The organism is Microbulbifer maximicatervae (SeqCode) (assembly GCF_052468095.1).
Genome location: NZ_CP174332.1, coordinates 3,417,712 through 3,442,760 on the forward strand (window position 1 = coordinate 3,417,712; position 25,049 = coordinate 3,442,760).

The 25,049-nt window shown below is 55.1% G+C and carries 20 protein-coding genes; 1 reads left to right on the top strand and 19 read right to left on the bottom strand.

The window, feature by feature from the left end; genetic code table 11:
* Positions 1-7 precede the first annotated feature (7 nt).
* From ACJJIL_RS14910 to leuC, 19 genes are all read right to left on the bottom strand, one after another.
* Complete coding sequence (locus tag ACJJIL_RS14910) at positions 8-2,038, bottom strand: transglutaminase TgpA family protein (protein WP_445362009.1); 2,031 nt, start codon at positions 2,036-2,038, stop codon at positions 8-10.
* Positions 2,038-2,970 carry a DUF58 domain-containing protein gene (locus tag ACJJIL_RS14915; RefSeq protein WP_445360066.1) on the bottom strand — a complete coding sequence of 311 codons (933 nt, stop codon included), beginning with the start codon at positions 2,968-2,970 and terminating at the stop codon, positions 2,038-2,040. The genes ACJJIL_RS14910 and ACJJIL_RS14915 overlap by 1 nt, the downstream gene beginning before the upstream one ends.
* An 82-nt stretch (positions 2,971-3,052) precedes the next feature.
* Positions 3,053-3,964: an AAA family ATPase gene (locus ACJJIL_RS14920; protein WP_445360067.1), complete on the bottom strand. Its 912-nt coding sequence runs from the start codon at positions 3,962-3,964 to the stop codon at positions 3,053-3,055.
* A gap of 148 nt (positions 3,965-4,112) precedes the next feature.
* Complete coding sequence (locus ACJJIL_RS14925) at positions 4,113-5,294, bottom strand: O-succinylhomoserine sulfhydrylase (protein WP_445360068.1); 1,182 nt, start codon at positions 5,292-5,294, stop codon at positions 4,113-4,115.
* Between the two features lie 184 nt (positions 5,295-5,478).
* Positions 5,479-6,966, bottom strand: coding sequence for an amidophosphoribosyltransferase (gene purF / locus ACJJIL_RS14930; protein ID WP_282931878.1), 1,488 nt, complete (start codon positions 6,964-6,966; stop codon positions 5,479-5,481).
* 45 nt (positions 6,967-7,011) lie between these two features.
* Positions 7,012-7,506 carry a CvpA family protein gene (locus ACJJIL_RS14935; RefSeq protein WP_282931877.1) on the bottom strand — a complete coding sequence of 165 codons (495 nt, stop codon included), beginning with the start codon at positions 7,504-7,506 and terminating at the stop codon, positions 7,012-7,014.
* A 241-nt stretch (positions 7,507-7,747) separates the two neighbouring features.
* A complete protein-coding gene (locus ACJJIL_RS14940) occupies positions 7,748-8,392 on the bottom strand; it encodes an SPOR domain-containing protein (RefSeq protein WP_445360069.1) in 645 nt (214 codons plus the stop codon).
* Positions 8,373-9,647, bottom strand: a complete 1,275-nt coding sequence (folC, locus tag ACJJIL_RS14945) for a bifunctional tetrahydrofolate synthase/dihydrofolate synthase (protein WP_445360070.1) — start codon at positions 9,645-9,647, stop codon at positions 8,373-8,375. Before folC ends, ACJJIL_RS14940 begins: the two co-directional genes overlap by 20 nt.
* A gap of 77 nt (positions 9,648-9,724) precedes the next feature.
* Positions 9,725-10,579: an acetyl-CoA carboxylase, carboxyltransferase subunit beta gene (gene accD / locus ACJJIL_RS14950; protein ID WP_282931874.1), complete on the bottom strand. Its 855-nt coding sequence runs from the start codon at positions 10,577-10,579 to the stop codon at positions 9,725-9,727.
* 160 nt (positions 10,580-10,739) lie between these two features.
* Entirely contained in the window at positions 10,740-11,549 is an 810-nt protein-coding gene (gene trpA / locus ACJJIL_RS14955) for a tryptophan synthase subunit alpha (RefSeq protein ID WP_413664953.1), read from the bottom strand.
* Between the two features lie 92 nt (positions 11,550-11,641).
* Positions 11,642-12,859 (bottom strand): tryptophan synthase subunit beta, encoded by a 1,218-nt coding sequence (trpB, locus tag ACJJIL_RS14960; RefSeq protein ID WP_445360071.1) that lies wholly within the window; start codon positions 12,857-12,859, stop codon positions 11,642-11,644.
* Between the two features lie 183 nt (positions 12,860-13,042).
* Positions 13,043-13,651 (bottom strand): phosphoribosylanthranilate isomerase, encoded by a 609-nt coding sequence (locus ACJJIL_RS14965; RefSeq protein WP_445360072.1) that lies wholly within the window; start codon positions 13,649-13,651, stop codon positions 13,043-13,045.
* Between the two features lie 125 nt (positions 13,652-13,776).
* The gene (gene truA / locus ACJJIL_RS14970) at positions 13,777-14,670 is read right to left on the bottom strand and encodes a tRNA pseudouridine(38-40) synthase TruA (RefSeq protein ID WP_445360073.1); all 894 of its coding nucleotides are present in this window, start codon (positions 14,668-14,670) and stop codon (positions 13,777-13,779) included.
* Positions 14,671-14,802: 132 nt separating this feature from the next.
* Positions 14,803-18,186 carry a motility hub landmark protein FimV gene (locus tag ACJJIL_RS14975; protein WP_445360074.1) on the bottom strand — a complete coding sequence of 1,128 codons (3,384 nt, stop codon included), beginning with the start codon at positions 18,184-18,186 and terminating at the stop codon, positions 14,803-14,805.
* A gap of 197 nt (positions 18,187-18,383) precedes the next feature.
* Positions 18,384-19,379: an Asd/ArgC dimerization domain-containing protein gene (locus ACJJIL_RS14980; RefSeq protein ID WP_444898074.1), complete on the bottom strand. Its 996-nt coding sequence runs from the start codon at positions 19,377-19,379 to the stop codon at positions 18,384-18,386.
* A 190-nt stretch (positions 19,380-19,569) separates the two neighbouring features.
* On the bottom strand, positions 19,570-20,685 hold the full coding sequence (gene asd, locus ACJJIL_RS14985) for an aspartate-semialdehyde dehydrogenase (protein WP_445360075.1): 1,116 nt from the start codon (positions 20,683-20,685) through the stop codon (positions 19,570-19,572).
* A gap of 99 nt (positions 20,686-20,784) precedes the next feature.
* Positions 20,785-21,843 carry a 3-isopropylmalate dehydrogenase gene (leuB, locus tag ACJJIL_RS14990; RefSeq protein WP_369974284.1) on the bottom strand — a complete coding sequence of 353 codons (1,059 nt, stop codon included), beginning with the start codon at positions 21,841-21,843 and terminating at the stop codon, positions 20,785-20,787.
* Between the two features lie 30 nt (positions 21,844-21,873).
* Positions 21,874-22,521 carry a 3-isopropylmalate dehydratase small subunit gene (leuD, locus tag ACJJIL_RS14995; protein WP_108732431.1) on the bottom strand — a complete coding sequence of 216 codons (648 nt, stop codon included), beginning with the start codon at positions 22,519-22,521 and terminating at the stop codon, positions 21,874-21,876.
* Positions 22,521-23,969 (bottom strand): 3-isopropylmalate dehydratase large subunit, encoded by a 1,449-nt coding sequence (gene leuC / locus ACJJIL_RS15000; protein ID WP_444912510.1) that lies wholly within the window; start codon positions 23,967-23,969, stop codon positions 22,521-22,523. Before leuC ends, leuD begins: the two co-directional genes overlap by 1 nt.
* Positions 23,970-24,166: 197 nt before the next feature.
* On the opposite strand from leuC, the gene ACJJIL_RS15005 reads away from it, so the two are divergent.
* The gene (locus ACJJIL_RS15005) at positions 24,167-25,039 is read left to right on the top strand and encodes a LysR family transcriptional regulator (RefSeq protein WP_282931865.1); all 873 of its coding nucleotides are present in this window, start codon (positions 24,167-24,169) and stop codon (positions 25,037-25,039) included.
* Positions 25,040-25,049: the final 10 nt, after the last annotated feature.

Below are 25,049 nucleotides of genomic sequence, written 5' to 3' on the forward strand. Positions count from 1 at the left end.
TCAATGATTAATAACCTGCCAACTCACGCTTGTGCGGCGTCATATTTACCGAGTGCCGCAACCAGAAATACCAGCTTGATAGCTTCCGAAGTGTTCTCAGCCCAGAGCCGTCACCACCATAGGCGGCAGACTCAAAAGCCTCTGTCACTGCTGCGGCATAACCAGACATCTCCGGTTTTTCCTCGGCAATCCGGCGGGCATAGGATCCTGCAGTCTCACCGGAATGCCGCTGGACCCCATTGCGGGCCATGCGCCGGCAAAAGCGCTGGTAGAGCTTCTCTGCAGGCGCCAACTTGGATCCTCCTGCGGAGCGGGCCGCCCATAAACTGATACCCAACAAAAGCACAAGAATCGGCGCCCCCAGTAATAGGGCGATACGCATTGGAGACAGATCACCAAATAGCCGCTGTAACAAATTCTGCTGTCGATCGGCATCGAAGCTCACTACGGTTTGATACCAACGGTAGTTGATCATATCCCACTGTAAGCGCAACTGGCTGAGAATGCCGATACGGTGTAACGGAAATAGGGAGTCCTGCATAAACTCTTCACCTGCCGCACTCTCCAGACCGTCGCGCACCCGCTCCGGAGCTACTGCCGCTGTGGGGTCTACACGTTGCCAGCCTTGGCCGTCGAGCCAAATTTCAGCCCAGGCATGGGCGTCGTACTCTCGCACCAATAAGTACTCTTCTCCACTGACCCACTCACCGCCCTGGTAACCAGCCACTACTCGCGCCGGTATCCCCGCTGCGCGCATGGCAAACACATAACTACCGGCAAAGTGCTCGCAGAAGCCCTGCTGGCTATCGAAAAGAAACTCATCAATAGTATCGCCGCCCAGTGCTGGAGGCTTCAGGGTATAAGTGAAGGCACTGTGGAAGTGCGACAACAGCTGGGAGGAAACCGCCTCAGCACTGAGCCCCTGGTCCCGCAGGGAAGCCATCCACTGACGAGTACGGCTATTGCCGTAACTGGGAAGTTGCAAATTCCTGCGCCGCTCCGCATTGCTGAGAGTAGCACTGAGCGACAGGGTTTCTCTCGGCCAGGAACTTACCTGGTAAGAAAAGCGGTTGAAAACCGGGGTCCGTTTTACCAGGCGATCATCCGTTGTCTCTCCCACACCCGCGCTCTCTGAAGCCGGTTTTGCCATAGCGAATAGCCAGGGGCTGCGGCTCGCTTCCTGGATAACCTGGTAGCGATAACGGGGACCCACTTGCGGAAGCACCTGCTCCCCACTTCTCCAATACACTCGCCCGCCATTTCGAGGGTCAACACCATAGCCCTGGCGCCAGGTACGCCCATCAAATTCCGAGTACACCAAGCCCCTCCAGTAGCGCTGCTCAGGCGGGGGCACAGGTCCATCAAAGGAGATACGCAAGGTCGGCTTGCTGGATTTGGAAAGCTCAGTAAAGTCTCCCGGGGCCATCGAATCACTGACACCGGTGCGCCCAGCGGAGGTATTCTGCGGCACAGACCAAAGGGGCCCCAGCCGAGGCATAACCAAAAACAACAACACCATCAACGGCGTGGCCTGTGCCACCAACCGCAGGGATAACCCCAAAGCCCGGCGCGGGCGCGCACTAAAGTGTCCCAGCTGCGCCGCCAGGGCTGCAGTAATTACCAACACACTCAGTAAACCGTAAAGTGCATAGGGAATGGTTTGCTCTTGCACAAACAGAGTGGCGGCTACGAAGTAGGCCAACAGTAGACTGACAAAGGCATCCCTGCGGCTGACCAGTTCAAGATTTTTCAGGGTGAATGACAGCGCCAAGAGTGCAATCATCGGCTCCAAAGCAAACAAGCGCCGATAGGACAGAGCCAGTCCCGCCACCGTCAACAGGATCACTGTCAGTTTAAGAGCCCGGCCGGGTAAATCCCTGCGCCCGCGAAAAACTTCCAGGCGCCAATAAACTGCAAAGGCCCAGGCAAAAGCCACCCACAGTGGCAGCATTGTGAATTGCGGCAAAAGGGCGACAAACTGGGCAGCAAAAATCCACAGTAAACTTTCCCTGGGCAATAAATCCTTATTCGCAATCATCACTGGCCTCGCCCTGGGTACAGGGCCAATGCCTGCAAGACCTGCTGCTGATGCTCGGGACCGAGGGAAGGCTCTATTGAAATACCAGGCAGGCACAAACCGTATGCTATGCCCTGCTTTTCCGCTTGTAGGGTCCAGTCACAGAGATTGCTCAGGCGCATCTCTATATCTCTGCCATCGAGTAAACCCCAGTCGAGCCACAAGCGCGTGTCAGTTTTGCGCTCATAGTCCTTGCTGTAAAGATCGCGTCCGGCCGCGTATTGCTTCCAGGCTACATGGCGTAACGAGTCACCCGCTTGATAGGGTTTTAGCGCTGCAAAATCATCTCCCCCCCGCTTCACCTCACCAAACGCCCCCTCGGCAACAGTCTCTCCTAGCGGTAAAGGGCCCGCAGAAATTGGACGGGGATAAACCAAAAATTCAACATCCAGGTCAATGCGGCTCCAGCAGCGAAATAACCCGAGAGGGAAACGACTTTCAATCCTCAACCGAGGTGCCTGCACTCGCCCACGTTTTACTACCGGCATAGAGATACAAATATCGGCACTTTTCTGCTCGCACAAATCCACGCGACTGCCCTGCTCCGGTGGCCAACTCAGCTCGAGCCATTCCCGCTCCCGCTTGCCCTCACAACTGACATTAATTTCCGCCTCGGCAAAATCACCAGCAAAAGCTGCCCGGGTATCCACAAGGCGCAAGTGCACGCCACTTAAGTTGGCAAAGGTGTGTAGTGGTAGCACCGCCAAAATGCTGACCAACAAAAATGTCAGAGCGAAAACCAGATTGTTTTCATAATTGGTGCCCAGCAACCACAATAATGCCACCACTATTAGGAAACCTAAGCCTGCGCGCGTGGGCAGGATAAATAATCGGCTGTGGTTCAAGGTAATCGCTCGGGCCCGCGGTGCCCGGCGACTAAGCCAGCGCTGCATTAGGTTACGCCAATATTCCACCAGCAGGTGTATCGGATTGCGGGAAGGGTTCCGACGTTGGGGGTGACTTACACTCATCGACTCAGGCCGCAATCACATCCACTTGGCGCATTAGACGCTCAACCAACTGCTCGCCGTTGCTGCCATCGCTCTGTAATCGATGTCCTGCCACCGCCGGCAACACAGCCTGGATATCCTCAGGCAAAACATGGCCGCGATTGTGAATCAACGCCCAGGCTTTGGCTGCGCGCAAAAGGGCCAAAGCGCCTCGGGGTGATAAACCCACTGCGCAATCCGGGCTCTGGCGGGTTTGTAAAACCAATCGCTCCAGATAATCCAACAGGCTATCAGAAGTTTTAACCTGCCCAACCAGGCTTTGCATTTTTCCGAGTGTGGCAATATCAATTCTGGGTTTTAACTTCGCCAGCTGCTGCCTCGGATCTACCCCCAAAAACAAAGCCCTTTCCGCTTCCCGGGTGGGATAGCCAAGACTGATACGCATTAAAAAGCGATCCAATTGGGATTCCGGCAATGCAAAGGTGCCCGATTGTTGCATCGGATTCTGAGTGGCAATCACAAAAAATGGCTGGGGCAGTGTGCGGGTCTCGCCATCGACACTCACCTGGCGCTCTTCCATGGCCTCTAACAGCGCACTCTGGGTTTTTGGCGATGAGCGATTAATCTCGTCTGCCAATAACACCTGACTAAACACAGGTCCCTCGTGAAAGTGAAATTGGCTGGACTCCCGATCAAATATCGAAACACCAAGAATATCCGCCGGCAACATATCGCTGGTGAACTGCACCCGCTTATACGTTAGCCCCAGCACCTGTGCGAGTGCATGGGCCAAGGTGGTCTTACCCATACCCGGCAGGTCTTCAATTAACAAGTGGCCTTTTGATAACAAACAGGCCAGCGCCAGCTTCACCTGGCGCTCTTTACCCAATAAAACGCTGCCGATATCAGACACTATGGCGGAAACTATTTTTTGCACGGCAAATCCATTACTGCTCAATTTTTCTAAAGGGGGCTATTTCTGCATACCGGCAGGGGCGCGACAAAATGCAAACGCTACCGGTAGCAGCGGACAGTATTTCACTGTCCGCTAATAATCATAGGTAGCTGGGCGCTTACGCCAGCGCTTATAGTTGGGATAATCCACGCATCAGGTCGCGCTTGAGGTCCTCAACATTTTCCAGCCCTACCGAAATACGAATCAAATTTTCGGTAATTCCGGCGCGAGCCTTATCTTCATCACTGAGGCGGCCGTGAGTAGTGGTGGCAGGGTGCACAATAGTGGTTTTTGCATCCCCCAAGTTGGCGGTGCAGGAGAGGATTTTACAATTGTCGATCACTTTCCAAGCCTCCTCACGACCACCGCGCACAGTAAAACTCAGCACTGCGCCAAAAGCGTCTTGCTGTTCCCGCGCTAGGCGGTGTTGGGGGTGTTTAGGCAAGCCGGTGTAATTTACCTTCTCAACCATCTCCTGCTCATCGAGCCACCAAGCCAAGTCGAGTGCATTGGTGCAATGCGCCTGCATACGCAGCTTTAAAGTTTCCAGGCCTTTGAGGAATACCCAGGCATTAAACGGGCTCATACTCGGTCCGGCAGTGCGCAGGAAAACCACCAACTCATCCATTACATCCTTGCGACCAACAACAACACCACCCAGGGCCCGGCCCTGGCCGTCGAGGAATTTGGTTGCGGAGTGCACCACAATATCGGCGCCCATGGAAAGAGGTCGCTGCAGTGCCGGGGTACAGAAACAGTTGTCGACCACCAGCATGGCACCAGCGCTGTGGGCGACCTGTGCCAACGCGCGGATATCGGCTACTTCACACAGAGGGTTGGAAGGCGTCTCCATAAACAGCAGCTTGGTAGACCCATCTACGGCCTGCTTCCAGGCGTCCATATCGGTCAAATCGACATAGCTCACCCGCACGCCAAACTTTTCCATATAGCGGCCAAATAAAGCCGTAGTTGTGCCGAAAACACTGCGGGAGCAGATAACGTGGTCGCCACTTTTCAGTAACGCCATACAAATACTGAGAATGGCAGCCATGCCACTAGCAGTGGCTACCGCAGCTTCACCGCCTTCGAGAGCAGCGATGCGCTCTTCAAAAGTACGCACTGTGGGGTTGGTATAGCGGGAGTAGACGTTGCCGGAGCTTTCGCCAGAGAAGCGCGCAGCAGCCTCTGCAGCGGAGGGGAAAACATAACTGGAGGTGAGGTAAAGTGCCTCGGAGTGCTCTCCTTCCGGTGAGCGAACCTGGCCGGCGCGCACCGCCAGGGTTTCCAGAGCGTAACCGTCGTCTTCAAACATATACCGCTTCCTGGTCAGTATTTTTGGAAGCAGTCATCTTAACCGAAACGATCTTAACTGGCGCCCTCTTCTGCCGCGAGAAAAGGACGCTTACGCTTTTTTACTATTGGCAGACTACAAAAAACGGTTTTTTGCCGCCCGCCAAATCAGGTGAGGGATATTTAGATATTCCCCCAAGGACGAATTACAAAGCGTTGGCGTCGGCCTTTTTACGCTTGGCCGTATCATTGCGCTGAGCGTGCAGGTCGTTCAGGTATTCCTCGTCCACATCACCGGTGATGTAATTGCCGTCGAATACAGAGCAATCAAAGCGATCAATTTTTTGCTTGCCGCCACTGGAGCTGACCACCAGATCTTCCAGCTCCTGGTAGATCAACCAGTCTGCGCCAATCTCCTCACAGATTTCCTCGGTGGTGCGACCGTGAGCCACAAGCTCAGTGGCGGAGGGCATATCGATACCGTAGACATTCGGGTATTTTACCGCTGGTGCAGCACTGGCGAAGTACACTTTGGCAGCACCGGCATCGCGGGCCATCTGGATAATCTGCTTACAGGTAGTACCGCGCACAATGGAGTCATCTACCAACAACACATTCTTACCACGGAATTCCAGCTCGATGGCGTTGAGCTTCTGGCGAACCGACTTCTTGCGCTGCTTTTGACCGGGCATGATGAAGGTCCGGCCGATATAGCGATTCTTCACCATACCTTCACGGAATTTCACCCCCAAGCGGTGGGCTACCGTCTGACCTGCCGTGCGGGCAGAATCCGGGATCGGGATAACCACGTCGATATCGTGATCCGGGCGCATGCTGAGAATTTTGTCCGCCAGATGCTCACCCTGACGCAAACGCGCCTTGTGTACCGATACGCCATCCATAATGGAGTCAGGACGGGCAAAGTACACATGCTCAAAAATACAGGGAGTCAAAGACGGGTTATCTGAACACTGCTCGGAGTGCACAGTGCCATCCAGCTCGATATAGAGCGCTTCGCCAGGAGCGACATCGCGCACCAAGGTGTAACCCAGTACGTCCAGAGCCACGGACTCGGAAGCCACCATATATTCGGTGCCCTTCTCGGTTTCACGCTTGCCGTAAACCAGTGGGCGAATTCCGTTGGGATCGCGGAAAGCGACAATACCGTAACCGACAATCAGGGCAACGCAAGCGTAGGCGCCGCGCACGCGCTTGTGTACAGAGCGCATCGCACTGAAGATATCTTCGGCTTTCGGCTGCAGCTTGTGCAACTTGTGCAGCTCGTGGGCGAACACGTTCAGCAACACTTCCGAATCAGAATCTGTATTGATATGGCGCAGGTCCTGCTGGAAGATCTCATCGACCACCTCGTGCACATTGGTGAGGTTGCCGTTGTGAGCCATGGCGATGCCGTAGGGAGAGTTCACGTAGAACGGCTGAGCCAGCGCCGGGCCGGAGCTACCGGCAGTGGGGTAGCGGACGTGACCAATACCAAAATTGCCTTTCAGACGCTCCATGTGGCGCGCGCGGAATACGTCGCGAACCAGACCATTGGCTTTCTGCTGGTTCAGGCGATCATCGTCACAGGTAACGATACCGGCGGCATCCTGTCCCCTGTGCTGTAGCAGAGTGAGCCCATCATAGAGCTGCAGATTGACGTCACTCTTACCGACGATACCGACGATACCACACATATATTTGACCCTATTGACTCGAGAAGAGCGCTTTTGGCGCTCTATTTAAAACAACTTTACGAAGAATTCCTTAACGGAGCCCGCCAGCTCCCGCGCACTATCCTCAAATTCGAGGAAATGGGGAATCAAAACAGACTGACTCCACCAGCTGTCCTGTTCCACCGGCACCAATGCCGGGGCCAGGATCAACAGCGCCATCACGACAATGGCTCCCCGCACCAAGCCAAACGCCATTCCCAGCACTCTATCTGTACCGGATAGCCCAGTTGCCTCAACAAAGGCAGAGAGCACCATGTTAAGACCGGCGCCAGCGAGTAAGGTGCCGATAAACAGGATGCCAAAAGCTGCAATCATTTGGAGGGAGGGGGTGTCGACGAGGTTGGATAGCATTGGCGCCAGCTGGTCGCGAAACATCATGGCGACGATAAAGGCGGCAATCCAGGTAAGCAGAGACAAGGTTTCCTTGATGAAACCTCGACTAAGGCCGATAAGCGTGGAGATACCCACAATAGCCAGAATGATCCAGTCAGCCCAATTCATTCAATCCTACCTGCGTGGCGGCTGCTGCCGCGAAGAGCGCGCATTCTAACTGAAGGGACTAAGCGCGTGAAGCCGTAGGCCAACCGATTGGAATTTATTACTTGTAGTACCGCTTTCCCTGGACGTTTGGCGCAGTGGCAATCGGTTAATTGCGAATAAAAATGCAAAGTGGAAGTCTGCCAGCGAGTTGCCATCATCCGCCTCGGGCTGAAATGGCGGCAACCTGAAGTCAAAGGCCCGATCAGGCCTTGAACTGAAGCACGAGGGTCTGGGCTTTCAGAAGGGTATCCAGTTCTTTTTTCAGCTGATGGGCATCGGCCTTGTTGACCTTTGGCCCAACAAAGACCCTCACCAGGCGACCCTTGTCTGTATCCACTGCCCGAGTATAGGCACTGTAGCCCTCGTTCATCAGACGCAAACGCAGCTTGTCCGCATTGGACTCATCCCGGTAGGAAGCCACTTGAACCACCCAGGCCACAGGCAGGCCATAGGCATCCACAAGGGGCGAGGCTCCCTTCTTCGGTGCGGCCAGTTTTTCCTCCGGCTCATCACTCTTGGCGATCTCTAACCGCCCCTCCCCCTCATCAGCTACTGGAGCCTTCGGGTTGGAGAAGTTCTCTGGCAGGTCCGGCTGGAAAGCTTCACCCGGCGCCGGTGCAGGCATAGCATCCGCTACCGGTTGCGGCTCGGCAATTTCAATAGGGCGTATATCCGGCTCCGCCGGAATCTGGCTGGTTTCACTGATATTGCCTGCGGCCTCCCGGTCCAACAGGCTGGGCAAGAAAATAACGGCAAGCGCAGCCAAAACCAGCGCACCGACAATGCGCTGCTTAAATCCGTCGTTCAATCGCCCTCGGCGGGAGGGTTTACCCTCGCAATTCTCCATTACCTTCGTCTCGCATCTGCTGCAGAACCTCAGCCACAGTAAAGAAGGAACCAAATACAAGCAACCTGTCTTGTGGACCAATGGTCGGCAGCAGCTGTTGTAAACCATCGGCGACGTTTGGACAGCGACTATTGGCGTTCGTTGCCTCAACACCTGCTGCGGCCAGACCTTCCCGCAAAGTCTCTCCGCTCGCAGCGCGGCTATTGCCCGGTAACTCTGCGGGGTGCCAGGCATCCACCACACCCCGCAAAGGCGCGAAGAGCCCCACCAAATCCTTATCGGCCATAGCCGCTACCAGCGCATGGGTCTCACCATCTACAGGGTGATCTGCAAGCCATTTAGCCAAGTGTTCGGCCGCTGCCGGATTGTGCCCCACATCCAACAGCAAGTTACACCCCTGCCATTGAACCTGCTGACAGCGCCCAGGCAGGGCAATTTCAGCCAGTGCAGATTCGATCCCACCCTGGGGCAATACATTGAGCAGAGCCAGCGCGGTAATCCCAGCAGCAATACTCGGGCGCGGCAAGTTGATCGGGGGGATCGCAAGTTCCAACTCACCAAAACGGTAAAGTTCTTTTTTACCCTCTCCCAAATTAAGAGAGAAATCCTGACCTATAAAGTAACTGGAACTGGACAATTTTTCTGCCGCAGACAGCACAGATTGGGTGGGATTGCTATCAGCACAGACAAAAGGCGCCCCAGCACGTAGGACACCGGCTTTTTCACGGCCGATTATTTCCCGGTCACTGCCAAGCCAGTCCTCGTGATCAATGGCAACACTGGTGATAATAGCGAGATCCGCATCCACCAGGTTGACTGCATCCAGGCGCCCACCCAGGCCAACTTCCAGAAGTGCAAACTCGACGCCTGCCCTTTGAAATAACCAGAGCGCCGCCAGGGTGGTGTATTCAAAATAGGTCAGGCTGGTCTCACCGCGAGCAACCTCGATAGCCTCAAACGCCAGCACGAGATCTTTATCGGCAACCTCTTCACCCCCGATACGCACCCTCTCGTTAAAGCGCAGAAGGTGTGGGGAACTGTAAGCGCCTACGGAGCGCCCCCCCTTACACAGCAGCGCCTCCATAGTGGCCACGCAGGAACCCTTACCATTGGTGCCCGCCACAGTAATCACTGTCGGTGCCGGTTTCTGGATACCCAGTGCATCGGCGACAGATGCGACGCGCTCAAGACCTAATTCAATTTCGGAAGGGTGCAGCTGCTCCAGACGGGAGAGCCAATCTTGCAGTGAAGGCATAGTTGAAAACATCGATGATGGGGGCTGCAATCAGCGGAAATTAAGCTGATCACAGCATAACCCCAAGGGAATGGAAATCAGTTGCCGGTCAGTTTACCCAATATGCGGGACACTGTAGAGCGCATTTCCTTGCGAGGAATAATCATATCAATTGCGCCGTGCTCCAGCAGGAACTCACTGCGCTGGAAACCTTTCGGCAATTTCTGGCGAATAGTCTGCTCGATAATATTCGGGCCGGCAAAACCAGCGCGCGCTCCGGGCTCCGCCGCGTTGATATCACCCAGCAGGGCCAGGGATGCGGAAACACCACCGTAAACCGGGTCGGTCATAATGGAGATATATGGCACGCCGGCCATCTTCATTTTTTCCAGCACCGCTGAGGTTTTAGCCATCTGCATCAGGGAGATCAGGGCCTCCTGCATCCGGGCACCACCGGTAGCAGAGAAACAAACCAGCGGGATACGTTGCTCCAAGGCACGCTGAGCGGCACGGGTAAAGCGCTCACCGACCACATAGCCCATGGAGCCACCGTGGAAAGCGAACTCAAATGCTACCGCTACCAGGGGAGCACCATTCAGGCTGCCCTGCATAGCGATCAGGGCATCCTTCTCACCAGTGGACTTTTGTGCCTGCACCAAGCGGTCTTTATATTTTTTAACGTCTTTAAACTTCAGGCGATCAACCGGCTGCACATCGGTGGCCAGCTCTTCACGACCTTCCTCGTCGAGGAAGATATCCAGGCGGCGACGGGCGCCGATTCTAAAGTGGTGATCGCACTTGGGGCACACATCCAGATTGCGTTCCAGCTCCGGGCGATAAAGCATCGCATCGCATTTGACGCACTTCTTCCAAACCCCCTCGGGGACCTTGCTGCTGCCGGTGCGACGCTCTGTGCGAATTACCGCAGGGACAATTTTTTCTAACCAGCTCATCTCGTTTCCAAATCCGGAGGCTTTCTTTGGGCCGGCACATTTTACCGACCAGTGGGTTTCAGGCTAGGAATTAAAACACTAAGCTGAACAACAAACCCGGCCAGATCAGCCGCTATTTTTGGCTTTCTGGCCAGCTTTGTGCTTAGACCTATAGCTGCTTTTAGCGATCCAAGGCTTCGCGCATCTCGCTGACAATAGCGCCAACCGCCGTTTTAGCGGCTTCCAGGTCTGCCGCCGCATCTACCGCCGACACCAGTACACTACCGACTACAGCACCGTCGCCATGGGCACTGACCTGGCGGGCCGAGGTACCATCTTTGATACCGAAGCCAACACACAGGGGCAGATCGGTAAACTGACGAATATGGTCCAGATTGTCACGCACTGAATCTAAATCCAGGTGGCCTGCTCCGGTAACCCCTTTCAGGGATACATAGTAAACAAAGCCACTGGCAACATCGGTAATTTCACGAATACGCTCTTCAGTAGTAGTAGGCGTCAGCAGGAAGATGTTGCGCAGGTTGCGCTCCGCCAAAAAGGCATTCAGGGAACCGGACTCTTCTGCCGGCAGATCTACGGTCAGGGCACCATCGACACCCGCAGTGGACGCCGCTTCAGCAAACTCCAGTTCACCCATACGCTGAATCGGATTGGCATAGCCCATCAGGATTACCGGGGTGTCACTATCCGACTGACGAAATTCTTTCACCAATGCCAAACATTTGCGCAGCGAAGCCCCATTGGCCAGCGCTCGCTCATGCCCTTTCTGAATTACCGGGCCCTCTGCCATGGGGTCGGAAAATGGCACCCCCAGTTCAATAACATCGGCCCCGCTGGCCACCAACTGATGCATCAGCGGCACAGTATTTTCCAAGCCGCCATCGCCAGCGACAATATAAGTTACCAGTGCCTTGCGGCCCTCATCGCGCAACTTGGCAAAGCGGCGATCAATTCTATTTTGTTCTGTCACAGTTTATTCCCTGAGCTACTCCTGGCAAAAAGCCAGCTCAATTATTTGATCCTCACCCATTTTGCCCGCCTCAGAGGCGGGCGGTGATATTGCTACACCTCGATACCGTCGATAGCGGCAACGGTGAAAATATCCTTATCGCCTCGGCCGGAGAGATTCACCAGGACATTCTGCTCAGGGCTCATGGAAGCCGCCAATTTGAGCGCGTACGCGACTGCATGGCTGGATTCCAATGCCGGCAAAATGCCCTCTGTGCGAGTGAGACGGCGGAAGGCATCCAGGGCTTCATCATCATCGGCGGTGACATATTCCACCCGGCCGATATCTTTCAGCCACGAGTGCTCAGGGCCAACACCCGGGTAGTCGAGCCCCGCAGAAACCGAGTGAGTCTCGATAATCTGGCCGTCATCATCTTCCATCAGGTAGGTGCGGTTACCGTGCAGAACACCGGGAATACCATCATTCAGTGGTGCAGCATGCTTACCGGAAGCCAGGCCTTCACCGCCGGCTTCGACACCAAACATTTTCACTTCAGCGTCATTCAGGAACGGGTGGAACAGGCCGATCGCATTGGAACCACCACCGACGCAGGCCACCAGCGCATCGGGCAACTGGCCAAAGCGCTCCAGACTCTGGCGACGGGCTTCACGGCCGATAATAGAGTTGAAGTCGCGCACCAATTGCGGATAAGGGTGAGGACCAGCCACAGTGCCGATAATGTAGAAAGTATTATCGACATTGGTTACCCAATCGCGCATGGCTTCATTCATGGCGTCCTTTAGGGTCTTGGAACCGGATTCCACCGGCACCACTTCTGCCCCCAGCAGCTTCATACGGTATACGTTGGGGGATTGGCGCTTAACGTCTTCCGCACCCATATAAACCGTACACTGCAAACCGAGACGCGCCGCCACGGTTGCCGTAGCCACACCGTGTTGACCAGCGCCGGTTTCGGCAATTACGCGGGTCTTACCGCTGTGTTTGGCCAGAAGTGCCTGGCCCACCGTGTTATTTACCTTGTGCGCACCGGTATGGTTCAGGTCTTCCCTCTTAAGCCAGATTCGCGCACCGCCCGCCTGCTCAGTCAGTCGCTCAGCAAGATACAGCGGCGATGGCCTGCCTACGTAGTGCGCCAGATCGTGATCAAAGGCAGCGACAAAATCCGGATCATCTTTCAGGCGGCTATACATTGCCTGAAGCTCATCCAATGCGCTGATCAGCGTCTCCGATACAAAGCGACCGCCGTAGGGACCAAAATGTCCGCTCGCATCCGGGAAGGTGGAAAAATCGATAGCACCTGGCTTACTCACACTCACACTCCGTGGGTCACGTGGGGTTAAAACTTTCTTTCTATTTACCTAATGTTTGAATAGTTCTTCCTGAACTATTCAAACGTCGCCAGAAAATACTGGTGCAGATGCGTCGATCTGCTGGTATTTACTGGCTCGCGCCGGCCAAGCCGGCGGGCGGCACTTCCGGTACCGCCTCTAAATCTATCGCTTCGCCGCGCTGACAAACGCAAAAACTTTTTCTCGATCCTTGCGTCCCGGTTGACGCTCTACACCTCCGCTCACATCCACCCCCTGTGGGCGCGCAGCTTCTACTGCTGCAGTTACATTCGCGGGATTCAAGCCACCGGCAAGAACGATCGGGCGACTGCTATCTTGAGGAACCCTGTCCCAATCAAAGGTCTCTCCGGTACCACCGGGGATACCGGGCCTGTAGGCATCCAATAGAAAACCTCGGGCTTTGGGGTGCTCAGTCATTGCGGCTTTGACATCGAGGTCATCTTTCATCCGTAACGCTTTGATATAGGGACGCCGGAATTGTTCGCAGAAACGGGCACTTTCATCGCCGTGGAATTGCAACAGGTTAAGCGGCACCGATTCCAGTACAGCGTCCACCTCACTCTGTGCCGCATCGACAAATAACCCCGTCAGGGTGACAAATGGGGGAGCTGCCGCTGCAACTTTAGCTGCCATATCAAGTTCGATATAGCGCGGGCTCGGCTTATAAAATACCAGGCCCAACGCGTCGGCACCTGCATCTACGGCCATCAGGGCATCTTCTATACAAGTGATGCCGCATATTTTTACTTGCATCGTGTAACCTGGGCTCAGCCGGCTGGCCGATCAAAAGAGGGAACGACGGATACTAGCAGATAGTCAGAAGGCGCGAAATGCACGCCCTCTCCCAGATTTGCTTTAGCCTCGAAAAGTTCAGCAGTCTAGCTGGAAAGCAAAGCACCCAAAGGCTGTGGCACCAGCAGTGGCCCAGGCTCACATTGGGGAAGCTGGAAATGATCCGGATAGCGCACATCAACGAGATACAAGCCAAACGGCGGTGCAGTCACGCCTCCGGCGGAGCGGTCCCGCTGATCCAGCACCTCTTTTACCCAAATTGGTGGACGCTCACCTCGCCCCACAGCCATCAAAACCCCGGTGATATTGCGCACCATATGGTGAAGGAATGCGTTAGCACTAATTTCCAAGGCAACCAGCTGACCCACTGGAGCAATATCCAGGCGGGTAATTTCGCGCACCGGGCTCTTGGCCTGGCACTGAGAGGCACGGTAGCTGGTGAAGTCGTGGCGGCCAATCAAGTAGCTGGCTCCCTCACTCATCGCCTCCAAGTCCAGTGAGTGCTGGGTCCAGGTTACCTCAGCGGCGCTGTGGGCCGAGCGGGTCGGTGCGCTGTGGATCAGGTAGCGATAACTGCGGGCGTGAGCGGAAAAACGTGCATGGAACTGCGCCGGCATTTCCCGCGCCCAGCGCACCCGCACTGAATCCGGCAACTTGGTATTAACTCCCTGCACCCAGGCGCGGTCCGGGCGCTGCGCTCGGGTATCAAAGTGGATGACCTGATTGGTAGCATGAACGCCCGCATCGGTACGCCCGGCACAAACCAGGGTCACATCCTCCGCTGCAATAGTGGATAAAGCCCGCTCCAGATGAGCCTGGACAGTCTCCGATGCAGACTTCTGCTTCTGGAAACCGTGCAGCTTGGCTCCGCAATACTCAACGCCCAGGGCTATACGGCGCAGCCCTTCGGGCAGCCCCTCACCTTCAGGTACCTCCCCATTGGGCTTGTAAATATATTCCCTTTGCGTCACCTGACTCATATCACCAAAACCACTCGCTCTCCCCCGCTGCGTCTGCGCCGGGTAAAAATCACTGCCGGGAACTTCCCGGTAAACATAAAAAAACCTCGCAACCAGTGCGAGGTTTTTTCAAAAACGGAATATGCTGCTAGCTTACACCATCCGCTCCAGCATTTCCTCGGCGCGGTCTTTGTGTTCACCGCCACCATCCTGGGCTACCTCTTTGAGGATATCCTTGGCACCCTCTTCGTCACCCATATCCATATAAGCTTGAGCCAGCTCCAACTTGGTCGCCATCTCATCGCCGCCTTCCAGCAAACTCAACTCTGAATTGAGGTCGCTTTCCAGGTTGAAGTCGAGGTCACCAAAGTCAGAATCTGACGGCTTCTCGACAATCGCCTCAACCTGCTCTGTCGCTTCAGGTTTAGCTTCAACCAAGGGTTCTGGCTCAAGAGTCAAATCACCCTCAGTGGATTCATCGATGAGAGCCAGCTCATCCTCCAGGGAAAACTCCTCTTCGATTGCATCCGCATTGAAGTCCAGGTCGCTAGCCCCGGCCAGCTCCATACCTGCAGCATCGAGAGTATCCAAGTCAGCATCGAGGGATAAATCTGCTGCCGGCTCACTGCTGGCCGCGGCTACCTCTGCCGAGGGCTGCTCAGTTGCGTTGAGATCCGCAGCAATATCATCCAGGTCGATACCGTCAAGATCCAGGTCGGAATCCAAGTCGCCGCCGATCATCTCCAGATCGCCATCAGGGAAGTCATCCATGGATAACTCTTCTGCAGACTCCTGGGCAGAGGCGACTCCTTCTGTCAGGGAGATCTCCTCGCTCAAACCGCTGTCAACGGAATCCAGCTCCAGAGCATCATCCAATTCAAAGGCCGTATCCAGCTCAACCGAAATCTCTTCTTCTTTCTGGGGCTGAATCTCTTCCTCCATCATGGAAAGATCCAGCTCAAAATCCAAACCCGGAACGGAACCACCGCTGGTAGTTGCCTTTTCTTCCAGCTGGGCCTCAACTGAGGCCTCAGAGTTTTCTTCTGCCGCCGGCTCCAAGTCGAGGGAATCCAGATCCAAATCAGAGGTATCGAATTCTATTGGAGCATCGACACTCTCTTCTGTGTTATCAGAAAGCTCAAGCCCCAAATCGTCTTCAATCAAAGCGGGCTCTTGATTACTTGAGCCCAGATCACCCAGGTCCAACTCACCCAAATCAAGTTCATCAAGATTTAAATCGCTTTCAACTTCTGGTTCCGATACCTCAGCAGTAACTTCTTGGCTGTCTCCGTCTAGAGCACTGTCCAGGTCCAAATCATCCAGATTGAACTCGGTATCCAGCGACTCGCTTTGATCTGCGCTCGCCTGCAACGGCTCTTCAAAGCTGCTATCCAACTCCAGATCCAGGGACAGCTCTTGCTCAGAATCAGAGCTTTCCTCATCCAATGACAGATCCATAGTCAGGTCATCGAGGAGAGAGGTATCCGGCTCCAGCGCGTCACCGCTACCAACCAGTCCCGGCTCGGCGCTGGTGAAGTCATCGTCCAGGGCCGCGCCGATATCGTCGAGCTGCGCCGCTTCGAAGGACTCATTGGAAAGACCCATAGCTGGGGCTTCAAAATCCGGCGCACCAGCAATGGATTCACGCAGGCGGGCGGCGCGATCGGCAGCAGGACCGTCGCTGATGCTAAGCAGCTGGCGGTAGTGATCGTCAAACTTTTCAACGTCCTGGTTGTGGGCGTAAACCTCCATCAACATCAGGCGCGCATCGACTACCTGCGGGTCCTTTTCCAGGCCCAGCAGCAGCTTGCTTTCCGCTTCCTCATACTGCCCCAGGGACAGGTGAATCTCCGCTTCAGAAATTGGGTCATCAGTGCCTACATCGCCGAGATCGCCCAGATCGAAGGTATCGTCTGCCTCCATGCTCTCAACTGCAGCGAGAGTTTCATCGGGTTCGGCAATATCCTCAGGAATATCCAGCGGCTCTTGTTCCATAGCCATCTGCTGTTCAAGTTCCTGCTGCGCCTCTTGTTCAGCCTTGCGGCGACGCCAGGTGAACAGGCCAAATATAGCGGCCAGCAGACCCGCACCACCCAAGCCAATCAGCATTCCGTTATCGGCCAGCTGCTCCATAAAGGTTGGCTTGGGCTTGGTTTGAACTTCAACTACACGGTTACGCGTCTCTGCCGGAGCCGGTTCTGCTTCAACAGTTTCTTCTTCCGTATCAGCAGCAACATCAAACTCTTCGCTGTCTTCAACAGTCAGGCTGTCATCTAAAGACTCTACTTCAACGTCATCCGCCTCAGTGGGGTCGAGCAACACGTCTGACTGCTCCGCGGCGGCCTGCACCGCAGCCAGTTCCTCATTGGAAACATCAATCAGCGTATCCATGGTATCGATCTGCTCGTCGAGCTCGGCGATACGTTCACGCAATTCAGTGTTTTCGAGCTTGGACTTATCCAGCTCTTCCTCAGCTACTGTGAGATCGCCTTCCAGCGCCTCACTGTCATCAGTACCGACTCCAGAACCGGAAGTAACGGACTCATTGTCCCCCGGTGCAGCCAGGCTAACGCGCCCTTCAACCGTTTCGCTGACATAGGACTCCTCCTCAACCGCACGGGCATCCAGCGGTGCGCCAGTAGCCACTTCCACTTCGGAGCGCTGGCGCCAGGAGTCATTCTGTTGAGCCACCTCAGAAATCGCCTCCGTCATAGTCAGAGTGCGCAAATCCTCGGAGTTAGGCAGGCGCAGTACGGCACCTTTCTTCAACAGGTTGATATTGTCATTAATAAAGGCTTCTGGATTCAGCCTTTGAATCGCCAGCATGGTCTGCTGAACAGAGAACTCGCGACTGGCGCGATTTTGCAGCGCGATTTCCCACAATGTATCGGAGGAGCTTACCGGGCCATATACCTGGCTGTTGCTTTCACTGGTGTCTGTAGTCGTATAACGTGGCTGCGGACGAGCGGGCTCGCGAGTTTCTGGGGCAGCCCTTTCAGTTGGGGCTGGTTCGGCCGGTGCCTGACGAGCAGCCGGGGCCGGTGTTGTGCGAGGCTGGGGCTGCTGAACTGGGGCAGTGCGACGCACTTGCTGCCGCTCACGCTCAGCTGCGCGCACGGGTTGTTGCGCAGCCGTTGGGGAAAACGCCGGCAGGTCCATCAGCAGCGTATATTCGCGCAGTAGACGGCCACTGGGCCAGCGAGTCTCAACCAGGAAATTCAAAAAAGGTTCGCGAATGGCGTCGCGACTGGAAATGCGGATAACCGGCTTGCCACCGGAGTAGTCCACTTCAAAACTTAAAGAAGTAAGGAGGTAAGAGCGCTCGACACCAGCGCGTTCGAATTCTTCAGGACCTGCGAGGCGAACCCTAATTTCGGTATCTTCCAAACCGCGAGTCTGCAGCAGTCCGATTTCCGCATCGAGAGGCTGGTTAAGGGTCGAGTTGAGCTTGATCTCACCTAGTCCAAGCGCCAGAGCCGCGTTGCTTCCCAGTGCACCGACTAGACCAACTGCAAGTGCCAACTTACGCACACGCATATCCGATTCCCTTTATTGTTAGAACCTTCCCAGGGTTTCCGAAAAGCGCGCCTTCAGAATATCCCCATTACTGAACGGTAATCGTTCAACTAATTAGCCGCCGTTTAGGCAGCCGCCAACTATGGCGAATTTTTCGCCAGCCTCAGCCAGGCCAAAGTTAAGATTACACCTTCACTATGGCCGCTAAGTATTAAATATCAGTAGTTTTTTAGCAACAAGTGGGCAATTTGTGCACAGTTTATTGCTACATCTTTACGCAGGTTGTCAGACACCGCACAAAGATTTAACTGTCGCTTGTTGAGTAGACTTTGGCGCAAGCGGCCGATGATTGTCACGTCACTGCCCACCGCACTTTCTGCCGAGGGCTGCTCCGCCATTTTGAGGCCAGCGCCATTTGCCAGCAGCGCACGCACTTTTTCCAGATCGACATCTTCAGATAAAGCGACGCCCAAATTAGCTAGCTGACCGTGGAAAACAGAGACCGTATTGATGCTGGCATCGACTGCTACCGCGTCTCCAAATAAGCGGCGCAGGTCGTGAACCAAAGTCAGCTCACTGAGGGTGTGGCCACTGGCGAGCAGAGCCTCGCAGGCACTGAGCTGGTTAAACGCCAATCGGTGGCCAATCTCAGGATCAATTTCTGCGTCCTGCCCACTAAACATCCGCGCGGTTTGTGCCGCCATCGCATCAATTGCGGCCTTGCCCAGAGCAGACACCGGCTGATTGAGCTGTACCTCTACCGCTTGCAGTTTATCTTTCAGGGGCGCCAGGGCTTCCGCCACCATGGAGGCGCCGGCACTTGGCAGCGCAACAACGCGGCGCTCGGCAGAAGCGAGTTCACCGCTGTTAAACATTGGGTGTACCAGGGCAACACTTTCATCGCCACGGGTGTTGTTGGCCACGTCTACAATCCAGGCGCCATTTTGCTCTGCGGCAGCCATGGCAGCTTCAACGGCTTCGCCGGCGCTCAGCAGAATCACGACCTGCTTATCGTTAAATGTAAATTTCTCCAGGGACTCCACCGGAATATTGCGATTGGCAAATACCTGGGGGTCTACTTCCCGTTCGTCAGTCTCCAGCAAACTCAGCTGCTCGGCGGAAATTACTTCACGCTCTTCGAGTACTTCCAGCAGGGGACCAAAGGCGGCGTTATCAACACCGACAATGACCAGTTCGCGGGTGGCTTCGGACATGGCAAATCACTTCATTGAATTGGAAAGGGAAAAATGAGGGGCGATTATACCCGTGGGGAAAATTCGAAAAAGGCGCTATGACAAACAGTAGCCGTTTTTTACGCGAAGAAGTTCACAGCTTGGCAAAAAGTCCTCCACTAAAGTGGCCTATTTCCACTCTTAGTAGAGGACTTACTCAGGTTCGTACCAGTTACAGTTTGCCGAGTAAAATCAGCAGGATTCTGCGCAGGGGTTCTGCGGCGCCCCAAAGCAGCTGATCCCCTACAGTAAAGGCGTTTAAGTACTCTGGACCAACGCTCAATTTACGCAGTCGACCAACAGGAATATCCAACTTTCCGGTAACTGCTGTTGGCGTCAGGTTCTGCACCGTAGCCTCACGCTCATTGGGCACCACATTTACCCAGTCGTTGGCACCATTTAACAATTGTTCAATGTCGGCAAGTGGCAAATCTTTTTTCAATTTTATGGTGAAAGCCTGGCTGTGGCAGCGCATGGCACCGATACGTACACAAGTGCCGTCCACAGGAATCGGGGTTTCGGTCTGTAAAATCTTGTTTGCTTCAACTTGCGCCTTCCACTCTTCGCGGCTCTGGCCATTCTCCAACTGGGTATCGATCCAGGGCAACAAACTGCCTGCCAGTGGCGCGCCAAATTCTGCGGTGGGGAATTCTGCTGAACGCATATCTGCTGCTACTTTGCGATCAATCTCCAGAATGGCACTGGCGGGGTCGGCCAGCTCTGTTGCCACACCATCGCGCAGCGCACCCATCTGCGCAATCAACTCGCGCATATTGCGCGCACCGGCACCGCTGGCCGCCTGGTAAGTCATGGCGGTAACCCACTCGACCATGCCCGCCTTAAACAGTCCACCCAGAGCCATCAACATCAGGCTCACTGTGCAGTTGCCGCCGATAAAGTTTTTCTGTCCGGCATCAATCGCGCGATCAATCACATCGCGATTAACCGGGTCCAGCACGATCACAGCATCGTCCTGCATTCGCAGGCTGGAAGCCGCATCAATCCAGTAACCCTGCCAACCGGCCTCTCGCAAGCGGGTAAAAACTTCCTTGGTGTAATCGCCACCCTGACAGCTGACAATCGCATCCAGCTGTCTCAGTGCATCAATATCGTAAGCATCGCCCAGTGGCGGCAGGGGCCTGCCGATGTCCGGCGCCGTGCCTCCGGCGTTGGAAGTTGAGAAAAAAACCGGGTCGGCGATATGGGCAAAGTCATCCTCTGCTCGCATGCGCTCCAGTAATACCGAGCCGACCATGCCGCGCCAGCCGATAAAACCTATTTTTTGCATTGCGGTGTCCTGTATGTGAGGTGGTCAAAGTGCGCCGCCGGGAAAGCGGCGCGATAGTGGAATCGAAAATTGCGGTTTCGAAACTTGTGGAATCGAAACTTAAAGTGCGGCTACAACGGCAGCGCCCATCTCTGCGGTAGAGACTTTCTGGCAGCCGTCGGTATAAATATCGGCAGTGCGCAAACCCTGCTCCAACACCTTGCTCACTGCTGCTTCAATCGCATCTGCCGCCTCATTCATATCGAGGGAATAGCGCAACATCATGGCAGCAGACAAAATAGTCGCCAGCGGGTTGGCGATACCCTGGCCAGCAATATCCGGAGCGGAGCCATGGCAGGGCTCGTAAAGACCAAAACCGCTTTCGTTCAAGGAGGCGGAGGGCAACATCCCAATGGAACCGGTAAGCATGGCGGCAGCATCGGAGAGGATATCGCCGAACATATTGCCAGTTACCATCACATCAAACTGCTTGGGCGCCCGCACCAATTGCATCGCCGCGTTGTCCACGTACATATGGGACAGCTCTACATCGGGATATTCCGGAGCCAGGCGATCCAACACCTCGCGCCAGAGCACTGTCACTTCCAGTACATTGGCTTTGTCTACAGAACAGAGTTTGCCATTGCGCTTTTGTGCCGCCTCAAAGGCAGAGCGGGCAATGCGTTCGATTTCTGATTCGCTGTACACGTAGGTGTTAAAGCCTTGGCGCTCACCATTTTCCAGTGTCTTGATACCGCGCGGCTCACCAAAGTAAATGCCGCCGGTCAATTCACGCACAATCAGAATATCCAAGCCGGCGACCACTTCAGGCTTTAGCGAAGAGGCATCGGCCAGTTGCGGGTAGAGAATTGCCGGGCGCAGATTCGCGTAGAGGCCCAGGCCGCTGCGAATTTTTAACAGGCCTTTTTCCGGGCGAATTTCCCGCTCCAGGGTATCCCACTGGGGGCCACCTACCGCACCGAGCAGCACCGCATCGCAGTCACCCGCCGCCTTCAGAGTTTCGTCGGTCAGAGGCTCACCGTGGGCATCGATAGACGAGCCACCAATCAGGCCCTGCTCAAAACTGAGCCCCAGATTGAATTTTCCCGATGCAACTTCCAGCACCGCCATGGCTTGTTCAACAATTTCCGGACCAATGCCGTCACCCGGCAGAATCATTACTTTTTTCGTCACAGGAATTTCCTTTAATTACTGAACCGCATCAAAAAGCCAGGGGGCTTTCTCTCGGCGCGCCTGCTCATAAGCGCGAATATCGTCGGCGTGCTCCAGGGTCAGACCGATATGATCGAGACCATTTAGCAAACAGTGCTTGTAGAAAGCATCCACTTCAAATGGAATCAGCTCGCCACAGGGCTTGCGCACATGCTGCTGTTCCAGGTCGATGGTGAGCGCATAGCCCTCCTGCCCGTGTGTTTCCTCAAACAACTGATGCACGACATCTTCCGCCAGGACAATCGGCAAAAGACCATTTTTAAAACAGTTATTGAAAAAGATATCGGCAAAGCTGGGCGCGATAATTGCGCGGAAGCCGTGATCTTCCAATGCCCAGGGCGCATGCTCACGGCTGGAACCGCAGCCAAAATTCTCCCGTGCAATCAGCACTGAACCACCCTGGTAACGGGGGAAATTAAGGGGAAAGTCCGGATTGAGCGGACGGCCGGAACAGTCCTGCCCGGGAACCCCCTCATCCAGATAGCGCAACTCATCAAACAGGTTCGGGCCAAAGCCAGAGCGCTTAATGGATTTCAAAAACTGCTTGGGGATGATCAGGTCAGTATCCACATTGGCCCGATCCATCGGTACCACGAGACCTTCGTGCTGGGTAAACGCTTTCATCAGACCATCTCCTCTTCCAGCTGTACCGGTGCCATCTCTCGCACATCGACAAAGTGGCCGGCAATTGCAGCCGCTGCCGCCATACTGGGACTCACCAGATGCGTGCGGCCACCGTAACCCTGGCGCCCTTCAAAGTTGCGGTTGGAGGTGGAAGCACAGTGCTCTCCCGCCCCCAGCTTGTCCGCATTCATCGCCAGACACATGGAACAGGACGGTTCGCGCCACTCAAAACCGGCTTCAACAAAAATCTCGTGTAACCCCTCGCGCTCAGCCTGGGCTTTTACGGCCTGGGAGCCCGGAACAATCAGCACCTGCTTGACGCTATCCGCCTTGTAACGGCCCTTGGCAACTTCTGCTGCTGCGCGAAGATCTTCAATCCGGGAGTTGGTGCAGGAGCCGATAAATACGCGATCCAGTTTGATATCACTGATATTCTGCCCGGCGTTCAACCCCATATATTCCAGCGCTCGCTCCATGCCCGTACGCTTGGTGGCATCGCTCTCGTCACTGGGAGTAGGCACCTGGGCGCTGATCGGCGCCACCATCTCAGGGGAAGTACCCCAGCTGACCTGCGGCTCAATATCCTCACCGATCAATACCACGACTTCGTCGAATACCGCATCGTCATCGGAGTGCAAATGGCTCCAGGCCTCAACTGCGCGATCCCACATTTCGTCTTTCGGCGCGTAGGGCTTGCCTTTCACGTAATCGAGAGTGATCTGGTCTACCGCCACCATCCCCGCGCGAGCACCGCCTTCAATGGCCATATTGCACACGGTCATACGGCCTTCCATGGACATGTTGCGCATCACTTCGCCGCCAAATTCAATCGCAAAACCGGTACCGCCAGCAGTGCCAATTTTACCAATGATCGCCAGCACCACATCTTTTGCAGTGACACCTGGGCGCAGCTGGCCGTCGACGCGAACCAGCATATTCTTCATTTTCTTCTGGGTAAGGCACTGAGTAGCCATCACGTGCTCCACCTCAGAAGTGCCAATACCGTGGGCCAAGGCGCCGAGTGCCCCGTGGGTGGAGGTATGTGAGTCGCCACAAACCACCGTCATACCCGGCAGTGTCGCACCTGTCTCAGGCCCGATCACATGCACAATACCCTGCCCCGGCTCATTGATACCGAACTGGACTACATCAAAGTCACGGCAGTTCTCATCCAGGGTCTGCACCTGGATCCGGGAGATATCATCGCGAATACCACTGACGCCAGCGGCGCGCTCGGCCGCCTCGGAAGGCACATTGTGGTCGGGAGTGGCGACTAGCGAATCCTTGCGCCAAGGTTTGCGACCAGCCAGACGCAGGCCTTCAAACGCCTGGGGGGAGGTCACCTCGTGAATCAGGTGGCGGTCGATATAGATAAGTGAGGAGCCATCATCACAGTTCTTGATCAGGTGGTCCTGCCAGAGTTTGTCGTAGAGTGTTTGCCCTGCCACAGCCATTCCTCTCAGTAGTTAAGAGCCTGAGTCTACCCAGCCCCACCAAATAACACCAATTTATATTTATTATCTAAAGTATTCCTAAATGGAATTCGAAAGCCAAACTGGGGTAATATCCATCTTCTGGCGTCTCTGCCATTTATCCAGCGGCTCAATTTGAGCCTTTATCGACAAACCGCTTCAGGGGAAACAGCTTGGAATTACAGTGGCTGCGGGCATTTCTGGCAATTGCCGAACAGGGTTCGGTATCTGAAGGCGCCGAGCTGCTGCACCTGACCCAGCCCGCGATGAGTAAGCGCCTGGCGGCCCTGGAGCAGCAACTGGGCTCCCCTCTATTCGATCGTATTGGGCGGCGATTGCAGCTCACCGATGCCGGTCGCGCCCTACTGCCCCGTGCCCGCCATATACTTAATGAAATCAGCGACACCGAGCGGGAGTTGCGCGCTTTGAGCAACTCGGTCAGCGGCAGCTTGCGTATCGCCACCAGCCATCACGTGGGTCTACATCATCTACCTCCAGTGCTGAAAGAGTTCAGTTTCCGCTACCCACAGGTTGCCTTGGACATCGATTTTGTCGACTCGGAACAAGCTTACGAAGCCCTGATGGCCGCCAAATATGAATTGGCCGTGGTCACCCTGGCACTTAAGGAGTATCCGCACCTGAATGCCGAAGTGATCTGGCCCGACCCCTGTGTTGTGGTGGCGGCCCCGGATCATCCCCTGGCAAAATTGCCGGAACTGGAACTCACCGACCTCGCCAACTATCCCGCCATACTGCCGGATATGAATACCTATACCGGGCGCCTGATCAAAAGAGAGTTTGATGCCCAGGGGTTAAAACTCACCGCGAAGCTGGCAACCAACTATCTGGAAACCATTAAGATGATGGCCTGTGTCGGTCTCGGCTGGAGTGTTCTGCCCCACACACTGGTGGACAGCAGCCTGGCAGTGCTGCCAGTCAAAAAGCTGCAAGTACTGCGAAACCTTGGCGTAATCAGTCACCGGGGCCGAACACTGAGCAATCCCGCCAGCGCGCTACAACAGATGTTGTTCGAAGCAGCTATTTAGTGAGGCAGGA